This window comes from Enterobacter dykesii, from assembly GCF_008364625.2.
Classification (GTDB): domain Bacteria; phylum Pseudomonadota; class Gammaproteobacteria; order Enterobacterales; family Enterobacteriaceae; genus Enterobacter; species Enterobacter dykesii.
Genome location: NZ_CP126604.1, coordinates 1,671,751 through 1,691,425, shown reverse-complemented (window position 1 = coordinate 1,691,425; position 19,675 = coordinate 1,671,751). Strand labels below are relative to the sequence as shown.

The 19,675-nt window shown below is 55.0% G+C and carries 20 protein-coding genes; 1 reads left to right on the top strand and 19 read right to left on the bottom strand.

Annotated elements, in window-relative coordinates; genetic code table 11:
* Nucleotides 1-133: 133 nt before the first annotated feature.
* The 7 genes from F0320_RS07995 to hinT form a co-directional block, all read right to left on the bottom strand.
* Complete coding sequence (locus F0320_RS07995; protein WP_047650881.1) at nt 134-1,438, bottom strand: NAD(P)/FAD-dependent oxidoreductase; 1,305 nt, start codon at nt 1,436-1,438, stop codon at nt 134-136.
* Between the two features lie 238 nt (nt 1,439-1,676).
* Nucleotides 1,677-2,219 (bottom strand): alpha/beta hydrolase YcfP, encoded by a 543-nt coding sequence (gene ycfP, locus F0320_RS07990; RefSeq protein WP_047650880.1) that lies wholly within the window; start codon nt 2,217-2,219, stop codon nt 1,677-1,679.
* A 34-nt stretch (nt 2,220-2,253) separates the two neighbouring features.
* Entirely contained in the window at nt 2,254-3,279 is a 1,026-nt protein-coding gene (nagZ, locus tag F0320_RS07985; RefSeq protein WP_126328786.1) for a beta-N-acetylhexosaminidase, read from the bottom strand.
* Between the two features lie 11 nt (nt 3,280-3,290).
* A complete protein-coding gene (gene thiK, locus F0320_RS07980) occupies nt 3,291-4,115 on the bottom strand; it encodes a thiamine kinase (protein WP_126328241.1) in 825 nt (274 codons plus the stop codon).
* Entirely contained in the window at nt 4,096-4,740 is a 645-nt protein-coding gene (gene lpoB / locus F0320_RS07975) for a penicillin-binding protein activator LpoB (RefSeq protein ID WP_103791505.1), read from the bottom strand. Before lpoB ends, thiK begins: the two co-directional genes overlap by 20 nt.
* Nucleotides 4,741-4,753: 13 nt before the next feature.
* On the bottom strand, nt 4,754-5,128 hold the full coding sequence (locus tag F0320_RS07970) for a YcfL family protein (protein WP_126328240.1): 375 nt from the start codon (nt 5,126-5,128) through the stop codon (nt 4,754-4,756).
* Nucleotide 5,129: 1 nt separating this feature from the next.
* Entirely contained in the window at nt 5,130-5,489 is a 360-nt protein-coding gene (hinT, locus tag F0320_RS07965; protein WP_006809243.1) for a purine nucleoside phosphoramidase, read from the bottom strand.
* 350 nt (nt 5,490-5,839) lie between these two features.
* On the opposite strand from hinT, the gene fhuE reads away from it, so the two are divergent.
* Nucleotides 5,840-8,029, top strand: a complete 2,190-nt coding sequence (gene fhuE, locus F0320_RS07960) for a ferric-rhodotorulic acid/ferric-coprogen receptor FhuE (RefSeq protein WP_126328239.1) — start codon at nt 5,840-5,842, stop codon at nt 8,027-8,029.
* Nucleotides 8,030-8,100: 71 nt separating this feature from the next.
* Here fhuE and ptsG read toward each other — a convergent pair whose 3' ends face one another.
* The 12 genes from ptsG to plsX form a co-directional block, all read right to left on the bottom strand.
* Nucleotides 8,101-9,534 (bottom strand): PTS glucose transporter subunit IIBC, encoded by a 1,434-nt coding sequence (gene ptsG, locus F0320_RS07955; protein WP_047650876.1) that lies wholly within the window; start codon nt 9,532-9,534, stop codon nt 8,101-8,103.
* Between the two features lie 297 nt (nt 9,535-9,831).
* The gene (locus F0320_RS07950) at nt 9,832-10,626 is read right to left on the bottom strand and encodes a metal-dependent hydrolase (RefSeq protein ID WP_029739870.1); all 795 of its coding nucleotides are present in this window, start codon (nt 10,624-10,626) and stop codon (nt 9,832-9,834) included.
* A gap of 10 nt (nt 10,627-10,636) precedes the next feature.
* Nucleotides 10,637-11,641, bottom strand: coding sequence for a DNA polymerase III subunit delta' (gene holB / locus F0320_RS07945; protein WP_126328238.1), 1,005 nt, complete (start codon nt 11,639-11,641; stop codon nt 10,637-10,639).
* A complete protein-coding gene (tmk, locus tag F0320_RS07940) occupies nt 11,638-12,279 on the bottom strand; it encodes a dTMP kinase (RefSeq protein ID WP_126328237.1) in 642 nt (213 codons plus the stop codon). Before tmk ends, holB begins: the two co-directional genes overlap by 4 nt.
* Nucleotides 12,269-13,291, bottom strand: a complete 1,023-nt coding sequence (gene yceG, locus F0320_RS07935) for a cell division protein YceG (RefSeq protein ID WP_047650871.1) — start codon at nt 13,289-13,291, stop codon at nt 12,269-12,271. The genes tmk and yceG overlap by 11 nt, the downstream gene beginning before the upstream one ends.
* A 2-nt stretch (nt 13,292-13,293) precedes the next feature.
* Entirely contained in the window at nt 13,294-14,103 is an 810-nt protein-coding gene (pabC, locus tag F0320_RS07930) for an aminodeoxychorismate lyase (RefSeq protein ID WP_126328236.1), read from the bottom strand.
* A gap of 120 nt (nt 14,104-14,223) precedes the next feature.
* Nucleotides 14,224-15,465: a beta-ketoacyl-ACP synthase II gene (fabF, locus tag F0320_RS07925; RefSeq protein ID WP_126328235.1), complete on the bottom strand. Its 1,242-nt coding sequence runs from the start codon at nt 15,463-15,465 to the stop codon at nt 14,224-14,226.
* Nucleotides 15,466-15,556: 91 nt separating this feature from the next.
* Nucleotides 15,557-15,793 carry an acyl carrier protein gene (acpP, locus tag F0320_RS07920; RefSeq protein ID WP_003857954.1) on the bottom strand — a complete coding sequence of 79 codons (237 nt, stop codon included), beginning with the start codon at nt 15,791-15,793 and terminating at the stop codon, nt 15,557-15,559.
* 154 nt (nt 15,794-15,947) lie between these two features.
* On the bottom strand, nt 15,948-16,682 hold the full coding sequence (gene fabG / locus F0320_RS07915) for a 3-oxoacyl-ACP reductase FabG (RefSeq protein ID WP_008500795.1): 735 nt from the start codon (nt 16,680-16,682) through the stop codon (nt 15,948-15,950).
* A gap of 12 nt (nt 16,683-16,694) precedes the next feature.
* Nucleotides 16,695-17,624 carry an ACP S-malonyltransferase gene (gene fabD, locus F0320_RS07910; RefSeq protein WP_045326966.1) on the bottom strand — a complete coding sequence of 310 codons (930 nt, stop codon included), beginning with the start codon at nt 17,622-17,624 and terminating at the stop codon, nt 16,695-16,697.
* A 15-nt stretch (nt 17,625-17,639) separates the two neighbouring features.
* The gene (locus tag F0320_RS07905; RefSeq protein ID WP_008500797.1) at nt 17,640-18,593 is read right to left on the bottom strand and encodes a beta-ketoacyl-ACP synthase III; all 954 of its coding nucleotides are present in this window, start codon (nt 18,591-18,593) and stop codon (nt 17,640-17,642) included.
* A gap of 6 nt (nt 18,594-18,599) precedes the next feature.
* A complete protein-coding gene (gene plsX, locus F0320_RS07900; RefSeq protein WP_059290957.1) occupies nt 18,600-19,634 on the bottom strand; it encodes a phosphate acyltransferase PlsX in 1,035 nt (344 codons plus the stop codon).
* Between the last annotated feature and the right edge of the window lie 41 nt (nt 19,635-19,675).

The following is a 19,675-nucleotide window of genomic DNA, read 5'->3' as shown; positions in this document are numbered from 1 at the left end:
TCAGATAAAGGATCAAAAAAGGAGCGTTGAGAGGAGATATATTGTATTTAGGAGAACTCTTAAGCACTCATTCTGTGATGCGCAGCATGATATGCTAAAAAATCCCTCCGGAGGGCCCGGAGGGAGTGAAAGATTAGTGCAGCTTCAGACGCGGACGGATCACGCGGTTGATTCTGCCCACCAGCATCATCAGTCCGGTTTTGAAGTAGCCGTGCAGCGCAATCTGGTGCATGCGGTACAGGGAGATATACACGAAGCGGGCAATACGCCCCTCTACCATCATTGAGCCGCGCATCAGGTTGCCCATCAGGCTGCCGACGGTAGAGAAGTTTGAAAGTGACACCAGTGAACCATGGTCTTTGTAGACATAGGCTTTCATTGGCTTGCCTTTGTACTGCGCCAGAATATTGTGCAGCACCAGGCTTGCCATCTGGTGAGCGGCCTGCGCGCGCGGCGGCACGAATCCACCTTCAGGACGCGCGCAGGAGGCACAGTCACCGATAGCAAAGATTTCAGGGTCACGCGTGGTTTGCAGCGTTGGCTCTGTGACCAGCTGGTTAATGCGGTTCGTTTCCAGACCGCCGATCTCTTTCATAAAGTCAGGCGCTTTGATACCAGCCGCCCAGACCATCAGATCCGCTTTGATATACTCGCCGTCTTTGGTGTGCAGGCCGCCTTCGTCGGCGCTGGTCACCATGGTTTGCGTCAGCACCCGCACGCCCAGTTTGGTGAGCTCATTGTGCGCCGCACCGGAAATACGCGGAGGCAGCGCAGGCAGGATGCGTTCACCGGCTTCAACCAGCGTCACGTTCAGCGCTTCGTTAGTTAACCCTTTGTAACCGTAGCTGTGCAGCTGCTTCACCGCATTGTGCAGCTCCGCAGACAGCTCAACGCCCGTCGCGCCGCCGCCGACAATCGCGATATTGACCTTGCCGTTCGCACCCATGTTATTGGTGTACTTCAGGAACAGGTTCAGCATTTCCTGATGGAAACGACGCGCCTGGTGCGGATTATCGAGGAAGATACAGTGCTCTTTCACGCCCGGCGTGTTGAAGTCGTTGGAGGTACTGCCCAGCGCCATGACCAGCGTGTCGTACGCCAGTTTACGCTCGGGAACCAGCAGCTCCCCTTTTTCATCGCGCAGCTCTGCCAGGGTGATGGTTTTGCTTTCACGGTTGATGTCGACCACCGAGCCCAGTTGGAACTGGAAATGATGGTTGCGCGCGTGCGCCAGATAGCTGAGCGCGTCCACGCCCTCATCCAGAGAACCGGTCGCCACTTCGTGCAGCAGCGGTTTCCACAGGTGGCTGTGGTTACGATCCACCAGCGTAATTTTGGCTTTTTTACCGCGACCCAGCTTCTTGCCCAGCTGTGTAGCCAGCTCCAGCCCGCCAGCACCACCGCCGACAATCACTATCTTTTTCAATGGCGTAGTCAACGTGACCCCCTCAAATTATTAACCAATTGTTAATTAAAAGTTATAAAAATAACCCTTAATTAACAACAGGTTACAGCACTGAAACCATTCAGGTGCATTGAGAATACCACGTCAGGCGCATTGGTCATACCAAAATTGATATGCATCAAGTTTTGATGGCTTAAAAGTAGACAATTCTGGACAAAAAGAAAGCCCGGTACGCTTTCGCGGCCGGGCTTTGATGCCTGCGGGAATAGGGTTAACCCAGCGTTTTAAACGCTTTGATTCGCTGCAGATGCGGGGAGATGTTTTTGAACTTGTGGGTCTGTTCTTCGTCCCAGACGATCTCATAGTAATGGTGCAGCAATTCAGCTGCCCGATGGCTGTTGAGCGCTTCATCATTACGGGAAAGGATCGCCAGGCAGCGGTCGCGGTTTTTCTCACGGAAATTGCTCACGCACTTGGTCGCAATATCGACATACTCTTCCGGACGGTCAATTTTGCCTTCCATGTTCTCGTTCGGGAACAGGTTAGGATTGAACACCACCTGGCGAATGTCGCACAGGAAGCCAATCCGCTCCGCCCAGTAGCCGCCCAGCCCCACGCCGCAAATCAACGGGCGATCGTCGACGTTGAGCTGCAACATCTTGTCCACCTCTTTGAGCAGATGCTGCATATCATGCTTCGGATGGCGCGTGCTGTAGCTGATCAACCGTACATCCGGATCGATAAACTGCAGCTGCAGCACCTTCTCATGATTACCAGGACTGTTTGAGTCAAAACCGTGTAAATAGATGATCATCGTCTTCTCACCACGCTACGCCTTCCGGGAGGGTTTACAGGCTGGCTTTATGTGCCTGCCAGCGCTCATTCAGGTCTTCAAGCCGGGCGTTGACCGTCTTCCAGCGCGCCGAATCCATCAGCTCCTGACGGCTAAATGAACCTTTATGATACAATTGTGTAACACGCTCTGCTTTGATCGGCGACAGGTTATCCAGCACGCTAACGGCACCTTTACGATTATTGCAGACCAGGATCATATCGCAACCTGCATCCAATGATGCCTGACCGCGTTCAGCGTAGCTGCCCATGATCGCGGCACCTTCCATCGACAAATCGTCAGAGAAAATCACGCCGTTGAAGCCCAGCTCCTGGCGCAGAACGGTTTTCAGCCAGTGCGGAGAGCCGCTGGCCGGACGCGGGTCGACGTCGCTGTAAATCACGTGCGCGGGCATAATGGCATCCAGCTTGTTATCGGTGATAAGCGACTGGAAAACCGACATATCTTTGGCGCGAATCTCCGCTTCCGGACGCGGATCGCACGGCGTCTCTTTGTGGGAGTCCGCCGTCACCGCCCCGTGCCCCGGGAAGTGTTTCCCGGTGGTTTTCATGCCTGCATCGTGCATGCCGTCGATGAACCGGGTCGCCATTGCCAGCGCAATACGCGGGTCTTCATGATATGAGCGCTCGCCAATGGCAGCGCTGATATGCCCTACATCCAGCACCGGGGCAAAGCTGATGTCGATATCCATGGCAATCATTTCGCTGGCCATCAGCCAGCCGGCCTCCTGCGCCAGTTTTCCACCCTCTTCCGTGCCGAGCAGCGCGGCAAAAGACTGGGCTGCGGGCAGGCGGGTAAAACCGTCGCGGAAACGCTGCACGCGTCCGCCTTCCTGATCGACGGCCACCACCAGATGATTGCGCGACGCGGCGCGGATCTGACGCACCAGCTCACGCAGCTGCGCCGGATCGTGATAGTTGCGGGTAAACAGGATCAGGCCACCCACCAGCGGATGCGCCAGAATTTCACGCTCCTCCGCATCCAGCTCAAACCCTTCTACATCCAACATGACTGGACCCACATCCACCTCTCTTATCCTTTAGTTTGTAACTGACGCCAGGCATCGTCTGCCAGCGCAATAAATTGTTTGTCTCTGGACTGCCGATAGCGCATTTCAAACCAGCCCGCCATTAACATGATGACCCACGGTCGCCAGCGTTTGACCTGCCGCCTCAGCGCGTCGACGTCAATGTGTGCCGACTCGGCGTAGTCCCTGATAAGCGCCTGCCGCGCGGCTTCACTCTCCGTCCAGACGGCCGCCAGCTCCAGCGCCACATCGCCATCTCCGGCATATTCCCAGTCGATGAGCCTGATGCCCGCTGGCGTATGAACAATATTCCCGGCATGAACATCCATATGCAACGGCGCGAGCCTAATCGGCTGCGGCTCGCCCGTTTTACGCAGCCGTTTGAGATGTGCCAGCCACACTGGAGTACGCCTGTCAGGCAGGGCTTGCTGCCAGTAATGCTCAAGCAGCGGGAATAACGTAATTCGCCATCCCAGACGTGGCTGCCGGTGCAGATGATACAGCATCGCCGCAAGCACAGGCGTGTCCGGCAGCGCGCTTTTAACGTCACCTTCCAGATAGTCGACGGCCATCCAGCCCTGTCTGAAAAAACGAGGGGCAGGCACGAGATCTGACGGAAGACGTTTCAGAGCGCGAAACTGACGACGAAAATGGGAGGCAGGCGCGTCGGGGTCGTGATTTTGCCGCAAGACCAGACGTCGTTCGCCCTGCTCTATAATGCAACTCGCGCCGCCAAGCCCGGAGTGGGCCTGCGGCGCGATAAGGCGGTACTGAGGAAAATAGCGCGTCAGAATCTCTTCACGCGTGCCGTCATTGTTGCGTAACCGCACCTTTACCTGACCAGATAATTTCGCCTGTCTGAACCAGCATCAGCTGCATCTGCAGGGCTGGGGTATTCACGTTACCGGTGGCGTTAGAATAAAGCACATACTGTGCGCCAACGTTACGGGCAATGCCTATCGCCTTGCTGCGGGTACCGAGGCTATCCTGCGGCGACAGGCCCAGCTGCTGTTTGGCGACGGCGAGCTGCTGAGCCGAGACCAGCGTAAACTTGCCGTTGTTAGCCAGAGCATTACGCAGGGTTTCCGTGGCTTCACCCGCGTTCAGCGAACCGTTGGTACGGTTGTTCACGCTGTCGACCAGCAACACGCTGCCCGCCGTCACGCCCTGGGCCTGCAGCATTTTGCCTACCATCGGCTGCATTGCCCCGTTCCAGTCGTAATGGCGCACGCGCGGCGTGGGCTGTGACGTCTGGTCCGGATGTTCAATCGGGCCTGGCTGCGCCGGGATAGACGGCACAGACGGCACGGTTGGCTGCTGCTGCGTTGGCGGTGTCGGCTGTTCAGTACCCGGTTTAGCCTCTTCCACAGGCGCAGGCTGTTCAGTTCGGGTCACACACCCTGCAAGAAACAGAGCGAAAGCTGTCACGAGCGCATAGCGGCTCAAATTTTTAATCAAGGTTCACCCCTCAGAGATAAAGATAAAGTCTCACCTTATGCGCACCCAGATAGTTGGCGCTGCCATAGAGCGTTACCGACGACCTGGCCGGAATGGTGACGCTGCGCGGCGCCTCCAGCGGATGCATTTCAAGACCTCTTACGTCATACCAGAAAAAACGGTAGTGGACCGTCACTGGCTCATGTCTTTCATTAAAGAGCGTAGAGGAGGCAGATGAGTTGATTTCACTGATGGTCAACGCGGGCTGTTGCGCCGTGATCCCCGCGGCAAGCACGGAGGACTCCATGACCAGCGTCTGCTCATCGTTCACGGGGATCGCCGGACGCGAGCTGCACCCCACAATCATCATCGCCATTACCAGCGCTGTAATACGCCCTTTAAGCATGTCAAAGACCTTTATGTGCCAGCATCGGCCCCAGAGGACGTCCACCCAGCAGATGCATGTGAATATGATAAACTTCCTGCCCACCATGACGGTTGCAGTTCATGATCAGACGGTAACCGTCTTCTGCAATCCCTTCCTGTTCAGCGATTTTGGCAGCCACCGTCAGCATACGACCTAACGCCACTTCATGCTCGGTTTTTACGTCGTTTACAGTCGGAATCAGAATATTGGGAATGATAAGGATGTGCGTCGGGGCCTGAGGGGAAATATCCCGGAAAGCCGTCACCAGTTCATCCTGATAGACGATATCCGACGGAATTTCGCGACGGATAATTTTACTGAAAATCGTTTCTTCAGCCATGACCTTTTCCTTTTTTATTTAATCTGGCGCAATGCGTCCGCTGTAAACACACTCCCGGCATCGGTGTGTGACACAATTCAAGAGTATGAGCGAGTTTCTCCTGTCCTTTCAACCTCCTCCCCCGATTTCTTTCCTGAATGTTCATCAGCTGACTGAAGAGTGACCGCTCGCAGGCTTTAACGGGCTGAAACATTATTTCAGTTCCGGTCGACACATCTGTTTACAGCATTAATAGCAATGCGTATATTTCGCATTTGCATTTTCATGCGCATTTTTAACATAGAAAACGACGCCAGCCCGTGTCCGCGGGACTGACGCATACCCTCTTCATCGTTCATAAGGGTTTAATCATGTCTTTCATTCATCACACCCGGGATGGGAAACGTAAGCCTGTCGCAACGCCTTCGTTGCTGGCAGTATGCATTACTATGGCATTGACGCCAGCCGCCGCATTCGCTGCATCAACAGCCGAAGATACCGTCGTTGTTGACGGCGGTTTTGAGCAAACGCAGGATCCTTCAGCAAGTCAGGAACGGGATTACAGCGTAAAAACCACCACCACCGGTACGAAGCTGTTGCTGGTTCCCCGTGATATCCCACAGTCCGTCAGCGTGATTAGCCAGCAGCGCATGGTCGATCAGAACCTGCAGTCAATCGGTCAGGTATTAACCAACACCACGGGCGTAACGGCGCAGGTGCAAGACAGTGACCGTACCGTGTTTTACTCACGCGGGTTCTTCGTCAGCAACTATGCCTATGACGACCTGCCAACCTCCATCAGCGAGGTATGGAACTTTGGTGATACCGCCGCCGATACGGCGATTTATGACCGCATCGAAGTGGTCCGCGGTGCCACCGGCCTGATGTCCGGAACGGGCAACCCGGCGGCGTACGTCAATATGGTGCGCAAACATGCGGACAGCAATGAATTCAAAGGTAACGTCTCGGCCAGCTACGGCAGCTGGGATAAACAGCGCTACGTGCTGGATCTTCAGGCGCCGCTGGTGGAGTCAGGCAAGGTACGGGGCCGTCTGATCACGGGTTATCAGGACAATGACAGCTTCATGGATAACTATCACTACCGAAAGAAATTCCTCTATGGCGTGATGGATGCGGACGTCACCGACAGCACTACCCTCTCTGTGGGGTATGAGTATCAGGAAAGTAACACCGCCGACCCAACCTGGGGCGGGCTGCCGACCTGGTACAGCGACGGGAGCAAAACCGATTACAATCGCAGCCAGACCGTAGCGCCTGACTGGGCCTACTCGGACAAGGACAGCACCCGCATCTTCGCTAACCTGACGCAGCGTTTCGATAATGGCTGGGAAGCGCATATTAACGGCATGCATGCTGAAACCAACTTCGATTCTAAGCTGATGTATATGTCCGGCTATCCGGATAAAGAGACTGGTGCGGGCATGGTAGGCTACGGCGGCTGGAACCGTGGCGAACGTAAACAGGATGCCTTAGACGCTTTCCTGCGCGGCGATTTCGATCTCTTAGGCCGTCAGCACGAAATAATGTTCGGCGGCAGCTTCAGTCGTCAGCGTAACCATTACGACAACTCAATGCCTGACGCGGTTTACGGCATGGTTGATGTGGGTAACTTTAAGAACTGGAACGGTAACATTGCCGACCCGCAGTGGACGCCGTGGAAACTCTACAGCCAGGACGACATTCGCCAGTCCTCAGCGTATACCTCCGCCCGCTTCTCGCTGGCCGATCCGCTGCATCTGATCCTCGGCGCGCGTTATACCAACTACAACATTCGCTATAACCCGGCGGGCTCCCCGGACACCCGTCTGGAAAGCACCAAAGATGACGTGACGCCCTACGCGGGCTTGGTCTACGACATCAATGAAGACTGGTCGACCTACGTCAGCTATACCTCCATTTTCCAGCCCCAGGACAAGCGGGACGCCAGCGGACGCTATCTCGACCCCACTACGGGCAAAAGCTACGAAGCCGGTGTGAAAGCAGACTGGTTCAATACCCGTCTTACCACCTCGCTGGCGATTTTCCGCATTGAGCAGGATAACGTAGCAAGCAATACGTATACCTACATGCCGAGCGGTGAGTCGATTTATCAATCGCTGGACGGTGTAGTGAGCAAAGGTATTGAGTTCGAACTCAACGGTGCCCTGACCGATAACTGGCAGCTGACCTTCGGCGCGACCCGCTACATTGCTGAAGATAAGAATGGCAACGCCGTAAGCTCCGATCAGCCTCGCACAACCATGAAGCTGTTCACCCGTTATCAACTGCCAAAGCTGCCGGAACTGACCGTGGGCGGTGGCGTAAACTGGCAGAACAAAATGTGGACGGACGTGGAAGGCGGCCCGGCAGGACGTTCCCGCGCGGAGCAAGGCAGCTACGGGCTGGTTAACCTGTTCAGCCGTTATCAGGTCACCAACGATTTTGCTGTTCAGGCGAACGTCAACAACCTGTTCGACAAAGAGTATTACGATTATGTCGGCTCTTATGTGGTTTATGGCGCACCGCTGAACGTCTCGGTAAGCGCGAGCTACGATTTCTGAGTATTGGCACTACACATCACACAAATAAAAAAGGCAGCCATTCGGCTGCCTTAGTCTCCCCAGGTCACAACTTAGTTGCTGCGGATGTACTCATCCATTTCGGTTTTCAGGTTATCGGATTTGGTACCGAAAATTGCCTGTACACCAGAACCTGCAACAACTACGCCCGCTGCGCCCAGCTTTTTCAGACCCGGCTGGTCTACTTTCGCCACGTCGGCAACGCTCACACGCAGACGAGTGATGCACGCGTCCAGGTTAGTGATGTTCTCTTTACCGCCGAACGCTGCGACCAGTGCCGGAGCCATTTCGCTGGTAGCGCCAGCTTTGCTGTCTTCTGTCGCATCTTCACGACCCGGAGTTTTCAGGTCCAGTGCTTTAATCAGCACGCGGAAGATAGTGTAGTAAACAACGGCATAGCACGCGCCCACGATTGGGAACAGCCACAGTTTGCTGCTGTTACCGGACAGAACGATGAAGTCGATCAGACCGTGAGAGAAGGACGTACCGTCACGCATACCCAGCAGGATACAGATTGGGAACGCCAGGCCCGCCAGAATCGCGTGGATAATGTACAGGATCGGCGCAACGAACATGAAGGAGAACTCGATCGGCTCGGTGATACCGGTCAGGAACGAGGTCAGCGCTGCGGAGATCATGATACCGCCCACTTTTGCACGGTTCTCTGGCTTAGCAGAGTGCCAGATAGCAATCGCCGCTGCTGGCAGACCGTACATTTTGAACAGGAAGCCACCAGACAGTTTACCTGCAGTTGGGTCGCCCGCCATGTAACGTGGGATATCGCCGTGGAACACCTGACCTGCTGCGTTGGTGAATTCACCAATCTGCATCTGGAATGGAACGTTCCAGATGTGGTGCAGACCAAATGGCACCAGGCAACGCTCGATGAAGCCGTAGATACCAAACGCCACAACCGGGTTCTGGTAAGCAGCCCACTGAGAGAAGGTCTGGATAGCAGAGCCGATTGGTGGCCAGATGAAGGACAGGATCACGCCAGTGAAAATCGCTGCCAGACCAGAGATGATCGGAACGAAACGCTTGCCCGCGAAGAAGCCCAGGTACTCAGGCAGCTTGATGCGATAGAAGCGGTTAAACATATACGCTGCAATCGCACCGGAGATGATACCGCCCAGAACACCGGTGTCCGCCAGGTGTTTCGCGGCGATCTCTTCTGCCGGTAAATGCAGAACCAGCGGCGCAACCACAGCCATGGTTTTCACCATGATGCCGTAGGCAACCACTGCAGCCAGCGCAGAAACGCCGTCGTTATTGGTGAAGCCCAGAGCCACACCGATCGCGAAGATCAGTGGCATGTTAGCAAAGACAGAACCGCCTGCTTCGGCCATCACGTGGGACACTACGGCTGGCAGCCAGCTGAAGTTAGCAGAACCGACACCCAGCAGGATACCTGCGATAGGCAGTACGGATACTGGCAGCATCAGCGATTTACCGACCTTTTGCAGGTTAGCAAATGCATTCTTAAACATAATTGAGAGTGCTCCTGAGTATTTGTGCTTTTTTTACGCTTTCACGCATTGGCCCGGGGGGAGTACCGTGCCGTGGACAGGACATCTAAGCGCCCTTTATTTATTACACAGAGTAAAATAATTCCCTCTGAGTTTGTTTGACGGCTATCACGTTTCAGCTTAAGGCGGTCGAAAAACTTTCAGTTATTTACAAAAAGCATGTCCGGATGTGTCTAAAAACACCCTCACCGCCCCAAATGAGGCGGTGAACTTTACTCGCTTTACTTATTAATTACGAGCCTAAAAAAAACAGGTGTATCAAACAGATTGCAGGCGGGCGGGGTCGATATGGAACAGCGTGGAGAAGTTTTCCGTCGTCACGCGGGCCAGCTCGTCGATGCTGACGCCCTTCAGTACGGCCATGTACTCAGCCACATCTCTCGTCATAGCGGGCTGGTTCTCTTTACCGCGATGCGGTACCGGTGCCAGGTACGGAGAATCCGTCTCCACCAGAATGCGATCGAGCGGAACATAACGTGCAGCATCACGCAGCTGCTCAGCGTTACGGAACGTCACGATCCCCGAAAACGAGATATAAAACCCCAAATCAAGCAGCTTCCCCGCCGTTTCTCTGTCTTCTGTGAAACAGTGTAGTACGCCACCGCAATCCGTCACGTTTTCTTCCCGGAGGATCGCCAGGGTATCCGCACGCGCATCGCGGGTGTGGACGATAACCGGCTTGTTCAGTTCCCGGCCAATGCGAATATGGTTGCGGAAGGACTCCTGCTGGCGCGGTTTGGTTTCCGGCGTGTAAAAATAGTCCAGCCCGGTCTCGCCCATCGCCACCACGCCCTCTTCGGCTGCCAGCCGGCGCAGATCCTCAACGTCGTAGGCCTCGTCCTGATTCAACGGATGTACGCCGCAGGAGAACACCACGTTATCGCGAACGCCCACCAGCTCACGCATGGAGCGATAGCCCGGCAGCGTCGTCGCCACCGCAAGACAGAATTTCACATCGCGGGCAGCGGCTTTTGCCAGCACGTCATCCACGTTCTTATGCAGGGATTGATAATCCAGGCCATCAAGATGGCAGTGTGAGTCGACTAAAAACATAATGTCTCTCTCAGAGATGGGAAACTGGCGGTGTGACGCCGGGTTGCAGGTAATGTTCGATACGCAGTAACTGGTCGGTCAGTAAAAGCTCGCGATTAAGACCCGTCACGGTTAAAAGCTGTTCACGGCTCTGGCAGATATCATGGAGCATCGCGTGAAGAATCTTCCCTGAGAGGCGGTTCGCCAGCGTATTCACCAGCGACAACGCGTCCGGGTTGGTCAGAAGCGTAGCCCCTTGCTGGATTTTGAGCGCATCCAGCATTAGGGAGGCCAGCCAGTGCAGACGATCAACGGCCCGATCGCTGTTAAGCGCAGGCAGTAAACTCAGCCAGTCGTGACTGTTCAGCGACGCATCTACGGCCCGGCAGAGCGTTTCTCGCTCTGACCAGACGTCAGGCTGCAGTAATGCCAGCGCCGCCGCGGGCGCGCCGCTGCTCAGGCGCAAGGCGGACAGCGCGCTTTCAGGTGACGTTGTCACCTCTCGTTCAAGCCAGCTCAGCGCCCACGATTCCTGAGGTGCTGCAAGGTGATGAAGACGACAACGGCTGCGCAACGTCGCCAGTAATCGTCCCGGGTCACGGCATGAGAGGAAAAACCACGTTTTAACCGGCGGCTCTTCCAGGGTTTTTAGCAGGGCGTTAGCCGCCGCTTCGGTGAGCAGCGTGGCGTCTTTAAGCCACACCACTTTTGCGCCGCCCAGTCGCGCATGTTCATACAATTTTTCACTGACTTCACGCACGGCATCAATACCGAGCGCGCTTTTGCCCTTCTCAGGCTCAAGGGTGTAGTAGTCAGGGTGCGTGCCCGCCTGCATCAGCTGGCAGCCACGACATTTACCACAGCTCTTGTGCCCTTCCGGCTGCTGACACATCAGAAAACGGGTGATGGCATAAATCAACGCATCATCACCCATTCCTGGCAACGCCTGAATCAGTAACGCATGATGCCCCCGACCCGCCTGATAGCTGCCGATCAGCTGTTCAAAGTGTGGGCGCAACCATGGATACCATTTCATGCCTGCTGCTCCTGCACCCACTGCGTAATGGTGTGCTGAATGTCGCGCGTGACGTCGTCGAGGGACTGCGTCGCATCGATGGTACAAATTGAGCTGTCCTGTGCGGCCAGTTCAAGATAGCGCGCACGGGTGCGGTTAAAGAAATCAAACGACTCTTGTTCAATGCGGTCCAGCTCGCCGCGCGCGCGGGCACGCTTGAGACCCACTTCCGGGGTCACATCCAGATACAGCGTCAGGTCGGGGCGAAAATCCCCCAGTACGGCATTACGCAGCGTGGCGAGCATTGTCTGGTCGATGCCGCGTCCTCCCCCCTGATACGCCTGAGTCGACAGATCGTGACGGTCGCCGATCACCCACTTGCCCCCGGCCAGGGCGGGTTTGATCACCGTCTCAACCAGCTGAACGCGCGCCGCGTAGAACATCAGCACTTCGGCTTTGTCAGTGATAACTTCGTCGCCGACGGATTTAATATCCAGCACCAGGCTGCGCAGCTTTTCAGCCAGCTGCGTACCGCCCGGCTCGCGGGTAAATACCATGTCCGCCACGCCAAGCGTTTTGAGCGTATCCACCACCACGTTGCGGGCAGTGGTTTTACCCGCCCCTTCGAGTCCCTCAATGACAATGTATTTACTGCGCATTTTTTTCCTTAAGTGCCTTCAGATAGTCCTGAACAGAGCGATTGTGGCTGGCAAGGTTGGTATTAAAGGTATGCCCCCCTTTTCCATCAGCCACAAAATAGAGATACGGTGTTTTAGCCGGATGCGCGGCGGCTTTAAGCGACGCCTCGCTCGGCGTGGCAATCGGGCCTGGCGGTAAACCGCTAATCACGTAGGTATTATACGCCGTTGGCGTCTCCAGATCTTTTCGTGAGATCTTGCCACTGTAGCTCTCGCCCATGCCGTAGATAACCGTAGGGTCGGTTTGCAGACGCATGCCGATGCGCAGACGGTTAATAAATACCGACGCCACCCGATCGCGCTCAGCAGCGACGGCCGTCTCTTTCTCAACGATCGAGGCCATGGTGACGAACTGGTTCGGATCGCTGTAAGGCAATCCTTCCATTCGCCCTTCCCAGGCGGCATCTACGGCGGCGACCATTTTTTTATGCGCCCGCTTCAGGATAGCCACATCGGTCGTGCCTGCCGTGTACATCCAGGTGTCTGGCCAGAACCAGCCTTCCACCCATTCCGGATGTTCCAGCTTCAGCGCTTCTGCCACCGTCTGATAGCTATCGTCTTTTAAGGTATGTTTGATATACGGCGCGTCACGCAGCTGTTTGAGGTAATCGCTAAGGCGCATCCCTTCCACAAACCGCAGGGGGAACTGGGCTTCTTTGCCGCTTTCCAACAGCTGCAGCATCTCTCTGACGGTCATTCCCGGCGTAAAGCGATAGGTGCCGGCTTTGAAATGTGACAGCTCAGGCTCCACGCGCAATAGCCACTGGAATACCCTTGGACGATTAATAATCTTGTCGCCATAGAGCTGTTCCCCAAGCGCCTGACGGCCGGTTCCCGCTTTCAGGGTAAAGATCGTTTCGTCTTTAACCAGGATCTTGCTGTTCGCCAGCTGGCGAACTTTCCATACGCCAGCTCCGCCAGCGACGCCCAGCGCAACGATGAGGATAAGGACAAAGCGCAACATTTTTTTCATGACTATCTGGTTTGCTCACATATCGGGGCTAAAAACTGAAACAGTTCGCGCGAAGACCAGCGTTGTTGGCCATACGCACGGACGGGTACAACAGGCATCAGCGCATTGCAGATGATGACTTCATCTGCGGTCTGTAGCGAGGTTTCTCCTGCACTAACTTCGACAACGCGAAAGCCAGAGCGTGCCAGCTGTTCCAGACAAAACTGGCGCATTAACCCATTTACGCCAGCGTGTTCCAGCGACGGAGTGAACACCTCTTCCCCCTGCCGCCAGAGTAAATTAGCCGCACAGCATTCCGTAATGAACCCTTCGCTGTCAAGAACCAGCGCCTCATCGGCGTCCGTCTGTTCAAGATGAGTACGAATGAGCACCTGCTCGAGGCGGTTGAGATGCTTAAGCCCGGCCAGCATCGGGTTTCGTCCCAGCCGTACCGGGCTCAGCGTCAGCGTGACGCCGTCTTCTCGCCAGCGAGTGTAATGCGCGGGATAAGCAGAAACGGAGAGAATACGCGTAGGGTTAATACACGATGCGGCGCTGTAACCCCGGCCACCACTGCCGCGGCTGATGATCACTTTGAGTACGCCGCTGTCCTTCCCCGTAGCCAGTTGGCACATTTCCTGACGCAACGTTTCCCAGTGCGTAAAGGGGATCATGAGCTTTTCACAGCCATGCTGCAGACGTCGAATGTGCGCCTCCAGCAGGCAGACATCGCCGTCCAGAATGCGCGCCGTCGTAAAGCAACCATCACCGAACTGTATCGCCCTGTCGCTGGCAGGCAGCGTGTCCTGCTCAAGGCCATTGATTAAAAACATGGTGGCTCCTTATGCGTGGGCATTTAGTCTGGCAGGATGTCATGCAGCCGACAAGAAGATTAGGCTTAATAAAAAAGGCCCGGCAAGCGGACCTTTTTAAATGCTATCGGGACGTCAGGATCAGATCTTTTTGAAGATCAGAGAACCGTTGGTGCCGCCGAAGCCGAAGGAATTACACAGGGTGTACTCCATACCGCTAACCTGACGCGCTTCGTGAGGAACGAAGTCCAGATCGCAACCTTCATCCGGATTATCCAGGTTGATGGTTGGCGGAACAGCCTGATCGCGCAGCGCAAGGATGGAGTAGATTGACTCTACCGCACCCGCCGCACCCAGCAGGTGCCCGGTCATGGACTTGGTGGAGCTCACCATTACGCGGCTGGCAGATTCGCCGAAGATAGACTTAACCGCCTGAGCTTCAGCTTTATCGCCTGCAGGTGTAGAAGTACCGTGCGCGTTCACGTAGCCAATTTGTGCTGGGGTAATACCCGCATCACGAATCGCGTTTTCCATCGCCAGCGCAGCACCCGCGCCGTTCTCAGGAGGAGACGTCATGTGGTAAGCATCGCTGCTCATGCCGAAACCAACGATTTCAGCATAAATTTTCGCACCGCGTTTTTTCGCGTGTTCGTACTCTTCCAGTACGATCATGCCCGCCCCGTCGCCCAGCACGAAGCCGTCACGGTCTTTATCCCACGGACGGCTCGCTGCCTGCGGGTTATCATTGCGGGTAGACAGCGCACGCGCCGCACCAAAGCCGCCGACACCCAGTGGGGTACTGGCTTTTTCAGCACCGCCCGCAACCATAACATCTGCATCGCCGTACGCAATAATGCGCGCGGCCTGGCCGATGTTATGTACGCCAGACGTACAGGCGGTCGCGATAGAAATGCTTGGCCCACGCAGGCCGAACATGATGGTCAGGTGACCCGCCACCATGTTAACAATCGTGGACGGAACGAAGAACGGGCTGATTTTACGCGGGCCGCCATTCATCAGAGATGTATGGTTTTCCTCGATCAGGCCAAGACCGCCAATCCCGGAGCCGATAGCGGCGCCGATACGGGTTGCGTTCTCTTCCGTAATCTCAAGGCCAGAATCCTGCATGGCCTGAACGCCAGCGACAATTCCATATTGAATGAAGGCATCCATCTTGCGCTGTTCTTTGCGCGAGATGATCTCTTCACAGTTAAAATCCTTTACTAAGCCAGCAAATTTCGTTGCATAGGCGCTAGTATCGAAATGGTCGATTAGGCTGATGCCGCTCTGACCGGCAAGGAGAGCTTTCCAGGTGGACTCTACGGTATTGCCGACAGGAGACAACATGCCAAGTCCGGTCACAACTACACGACGCTTAGACACGTTTGTCCTCCAGGGAGGGATAAAAAAAGAGATTCGTGGGACTAAAAAAGATAAAACTCAGGCGGTCGAATGACCGCCTGGAGATGTTCACTTACGCCTGGTGACCGTTGATGTAATCAATGGCAGCCTGAACGGTGGTGATCTTCTCAGCTTCTTCGTCCGGAATCTCAGTATCAAACTCTTCTTCCAGAGCCATTACCAGCTCAACGGTGTCAAGAGAATCTGCGCCCAGGTCTTCAACGAAGGAAGCGGAGTTCACAACTTCTTCCTGCTTAACGCCCAGCTGTTCGCCGATAATTTTCTTAACGCGTTCTTCGATAGTGCTCATACTCTTAAATTTCCTATCAAAACTCGCTTTCGCGATGGTTTTCGTAGTGTATAAAATGTTGAAAAATTTGCAACTAAATCCCGGCAGTTCTTACCACGATTTTACGTTATTTTGAGGCCATTCGCCCTAATAACGCAAATATTTTTCATCGTGGTTAAACCATATACATCCCGCCGTTGACGTGGAGGGTCTCACCAGTGATGTAACCCGCTTCGTCAGAGGCTAAAAATGCAACCGCACTGGCGATTTCTTTAGGGTCGCCAAGACGACCCGCCGGAACTGCCGCCAGCGTACCCGCACGCTGCTCATCAGTCAGCGCACGCGTCATGTCCGTTTCAATAAAGCCCGGAGCAACAACGTTTACCGTAATACCGCGGGACGCGACTTCACGCGCCAGCGACTTACTGAAACCAATCAGACCTGCTTTCGCCGCAGCGTAGTTAGCCTGACCAGCATTTCCCATGGTACCAACCACAGAACCGACAGTGATAATACGTCCATGACGCTTTTTCATCATAGCGCGCATTACCGCTTTTGACAGACGGAATACAGATGACAGGTTGGTTTCGATGATATCGTTCCACTCGTCGTCTTTCATTCGCATTAACAGGTTATCGCGAGTGATCCCGGCATTGTTTACCAGAATATCCACTTCGCCAAACTCTGCGCGAATATTTTCCAGAACAGATTCGATAGATGCAGGTTCGGTCACATTCAGTACCAGACCTTTACCGTTTGCACCCAGATACTCGCTGATGGCCTGAGCGCCATTCTCGCTGGTTGCTGTACCAATCACCTTCGCGCCGCGCGCAACCAGTGTTTCAGCAATTGCACGCCCGATACCACGGCTTGCGCCAGTGACCAGGGCGATTTTTCCTTCAAAACTCATGGTATTCCTCTTTTATTGCGAGAGTGCCGCTGACATCGCTTCCGGCTCGTTAATCGCCGAGGCTGTCAGGGTGTCAACAATACGTTTTGTCAGACCGGTGAGGACTTTACCTGGGCCGACTTCATACAGATGCTCAACGCCCTCCGCTGCCATAAACTCAACGGTTTTGGTCCACTGCACCGGGCTGTAGAGCTGACGAACCAGTGCGTCACGGATAGCTTCCGGCGTGGTTTCGCATTTCACATCGACGTTATTCACAACGGAAATCGTCGGTGCGTTAAACGTAATTTTTTCCAGCTCAACCGCCAGTTTCTCAGCAGCAGGCTTCATCAGCGCACAGTGAGACGGCACGCTGACCGGCAGCGGCAGCGCACGCTTAGCACCCGCTGCTTTACAGGCCGCACCCGCGCGTTCAACCGCTTCTTTATGACCGGCAATAACTACCTGGCCCGGCGAGTTGAAGTTTACCGGAGAGACAACCTGGCCTTCAGCAGATTCTTCACACGCTTTTGCAATTGCAGCGTCATCCAGACCGATGATGGCAGACATGCCGCCCGTGCCTTCAGGCACCGCTTCCTGCATGAATTTACCGCGCAGTTCAACCAGACGTACCGCGTCAGCAAACGCGATCACGCCAGCACACACCAGCGCAGAGTATTCACCCAGGCTATGACCCGCGAGCAGCGCTGGAGCTTTACCGCCCTGCTGCTGCCAGACGCGCCACAGCGCAACGGACGCGGTCAGCAGCGCTGGCTGGGTCTGCCAGGTTTTGTTCAGTTCTTCGGCCGGACCCTGCTGGGTCAGCGCCCATAAATCATAACCCAGTGCATCAGAAGCTTCACGGAAAGTCTCTTCAATAACCGGATAGGTTGCTGCCATTTCAGACAACATCCCAACGGTTTGAGAGCCCTGGCCCGGGAACACAAAAGCAAATTGCGTCATTTTTTATTCCTTATACTAGAAACGAACCAGCGCGGAACCCCAGGTGAACCCGCCACCGAAGGCTTCAAGCAAGACCAGCTGGCCCCGTTTGATTCGTCCATCGCGTACCGCTTCATCAAATGCGCACGGTACCGACGCCGCAGAGGTGTTGCCATGACGATCCAGCGTCACTACAACGTTATCCATCGACATGCCCAGCTTTTTCGCGGTCGCGCTGATGATACGCAGGTTCGCCTGATGCGGCACCAACCAGTCGAGGGCGGAACGCTCAAGGTTATTCGCTTCCAGCGTTTCATCAACGATGTGCGCAAGCTCGGTTACCGCCACCTTGAACACCTCGTTCCCTGCCATGGTCAGGTAAATCGAGTTGTCCGGATTAACGCGATCGGCGTTAGGCAGAGTCAACAGTTCGCCGTAGCTGCCATCAGCATGCAGATGCGTCGAGATGATACCCGGCTCTTCGGACTGCCCCAGCAGCACCGCACCCGCACCATCACCAAAAATAATGATCGTTCCACGATCGGTTGGATCGCAGGTACGCGCCAGCACGTCAGCACCGATCACCAGCGCATATTTAACGGCACCGGATTTCACGTATTGATCGGCGACGCTCAGCGCATAGGTGAAGCCTGCGCACGCGGCAGCGACGTCAAACGCCGGACAGCCTTTAATGCCGAGCATGTTCTGCACCTGGCACGCCGCGCTTGGGAAAGCATGCGTGGCAGACGTCGTGGCGACCACGATCAAACCAATCTGTTCTTTATCAATGCCGGCCATTTCGATAGCACGCTGTGCGGCTTCGTAACCCATGGTCGACACGGTTTCGTCTGGCGCGGCAATACGACGTTCACGGATACCTGTGCGCGTGACAATCCACTCGTCAGACGTATCTACCATTTTTTCCAGATCGGCGTTGGTTCGCACTTGTTTTGGCAGGTAGCTGCCGGTACCTAAAATCTTCGTATACATGTACGCTCAGTCACTTTTAGCTAATACAGATTCCAGGCGAGCGGCAATCCGCTGAGGGACTTGTCGCTGCACCGCCTGCACTGCCTGTTCAATCGCGACAGCAAATGCTCGCTGATTGGCGGCGCCATGACTCTTAATCACGATGCCGCGCAATCCTAACAGACAGGCGCCATTATACTGGTCGGGGTTGAGGTGACTGAATCGCCGCGTCAGGCTCTTTTGTAACCAACGCTTCAATAAAATCAGCCACCAGGCGCTTTTTTTACCTTCTCCCTGAGATTTCAGCAGAGAAAGAAACATGCGTACGACCCCTTCCATGGTCTTCAACGTGACGTTTCCGGTGAAGCCATCGCACACCAGAACATCCGTTTTACCCGTCAACAACTCATTGGCTTCGAGATAACCAATATAGTTGATGGAGGGAACCTGTTTGAGCAATTCAGCCGCTTCGCGAATGCTGTCCAGGCCTTTGGTCTCTTCTTCACCAATGTTCAGTAACGCAACACGGGGAGTGTTGATCCCGACAACTTCTTCTGCCAGCACCGATCCCATCACGGCAAACTGAGCCAGCATAGTACTATCACAGTCGACGTTAGCGCCTAAATCGAGCACCACCGTCTTGCCCTTCTGCTGATGCGGTAATACCGTCACCAGCGCCGGGCGCTCAATACCTTCAATAGGTTTGAGCAGCAATTTCGACAGGCCCATCAGCGCGCCGGTATTTCCCGCGCTGACGCAAGCCTGAGCTCGCCCTTCTTTCACCAGCTCCAGCGCTATCCGCATAGAGCTGCCACGACTATTGCGAATGGCCTGCGAGGGTCGGGCATCACTGGCAATAACTGACTGCGCAGGAATAATCTGCAGACGCGAACGTTGTTCAAAGTCAGCTTTTGCGAGTAATGGCGTGATTGTGTCGGGATTGCCGACTAAAAGAAGTGTGAGTTGCGAATTAGAATTCAGTGCCTGCAATGCTGCAGGCACTGTCACGGAAGGGCCAAAATCTCCCCCCATGACATCTAACGCCAGGGTTAGACGTGTCAAGGTATCGTCGCAGCCTGGTTCGGTAAATTCCCCGTTTGCAC

Excerpts from the sequence above, each read along its gene's own strand:
- fhuE (WP_126328239.1), top strand. The coding sequence starts at position 5,840 with ATGTCTTTCATTCATCACACCCGGGATGGGAAACGTAAGCCTGTCGCA.
- F0320_RS07950 (WP_029739870.1), bottom strand. The coding sequence starts at position 10,626 with ATGTTTTTAGTCGACTCACACTGCCATCTTGATGGCCTGGATTATCAA.
- F0320_RS07905 (WP_008500797.1), bottom strand. The coding sequence starts at position 18,593 with ATGTATACGAAGATTTTAGGTACCGGCAGCTACCTGCCAAAACAAGTG.
- yceG (WP_047650871.1), bottom strand. The coding sequence starts at position 13,291 with ATGAAAAAAATGTTGCGCTTTGTCCTTATCCTCATCGTTGCGCTGGGC.
- ptsG (WP_047650876.1), bottom strand. The coding sequence starts at position 9,534 with ATGTTTAAGAATGCATTTGCTAACCTGCAAAAGGTCGGTAAATCGCTG.
- acpP (WP_003857954.1), bottom strand. The coding sequence starts at position 15,793 with ATGAGCACTATCGAAGAACGCGTTAAGAAAATTATCGGCGAACAGCTG.
- ycfP (WP_047650880.1), bottom strand. The coding sequence starts at position 2,219 with ATGATCATCTATTTACACGGTTTTGACTCAAACAGTCCTGGTAATCAT.
- pabC (WP_126328236.1), bottom strand. The coding sequence starts at position 14,103 with ATGTTTTTAATCAATGGCCTTGAGCAGGACACGCTGCCTGCCAGCGAC.
- fabG (WP_008500795.1), bottom strand. The coding sequence starts at position 16,682 with ATGAGTTTTGAAGGAAAAATCGCCCTGGTCACTGGCGCAAGCCGTGGT.
- F0320_RS07970 (WP_126328240.1), bottom strand. The coding sequence starts at position 5,128 with ATGCTTAAAGGGCGTATTACAGCGCTGGTAATGGCGATGATGATTGTG.
- holB (WP_126328238.1), bottom strand. The coding sequence starts at position 11,641 with ATGAAATGGTATCCATGGTTGCGCCCACACTTTGAACAGCTGATCGGC.
- fabD (WP_045326966.1), bottom strand. The coding sequence starts at position 17,624 with ATGACGCAATTTGCTTTTGTGTTCCCGGGCCAGGGCTCTCAAACCGTT.
- hinT (WP_006809243.1), bottom strand. The coding sequence starts at position 5,489 with ATGGCTGAAGAAACGATTTTCAGTAAAATTATCCGTCGCGAAATTCCG.
- tmk (WP_126328237.1), bottom strand. The coding sequence starts at position 12,279 with ATGCGCAGTAAATACATTGTCATTGAGGGACTCGAAGGGGCGGGTAAA.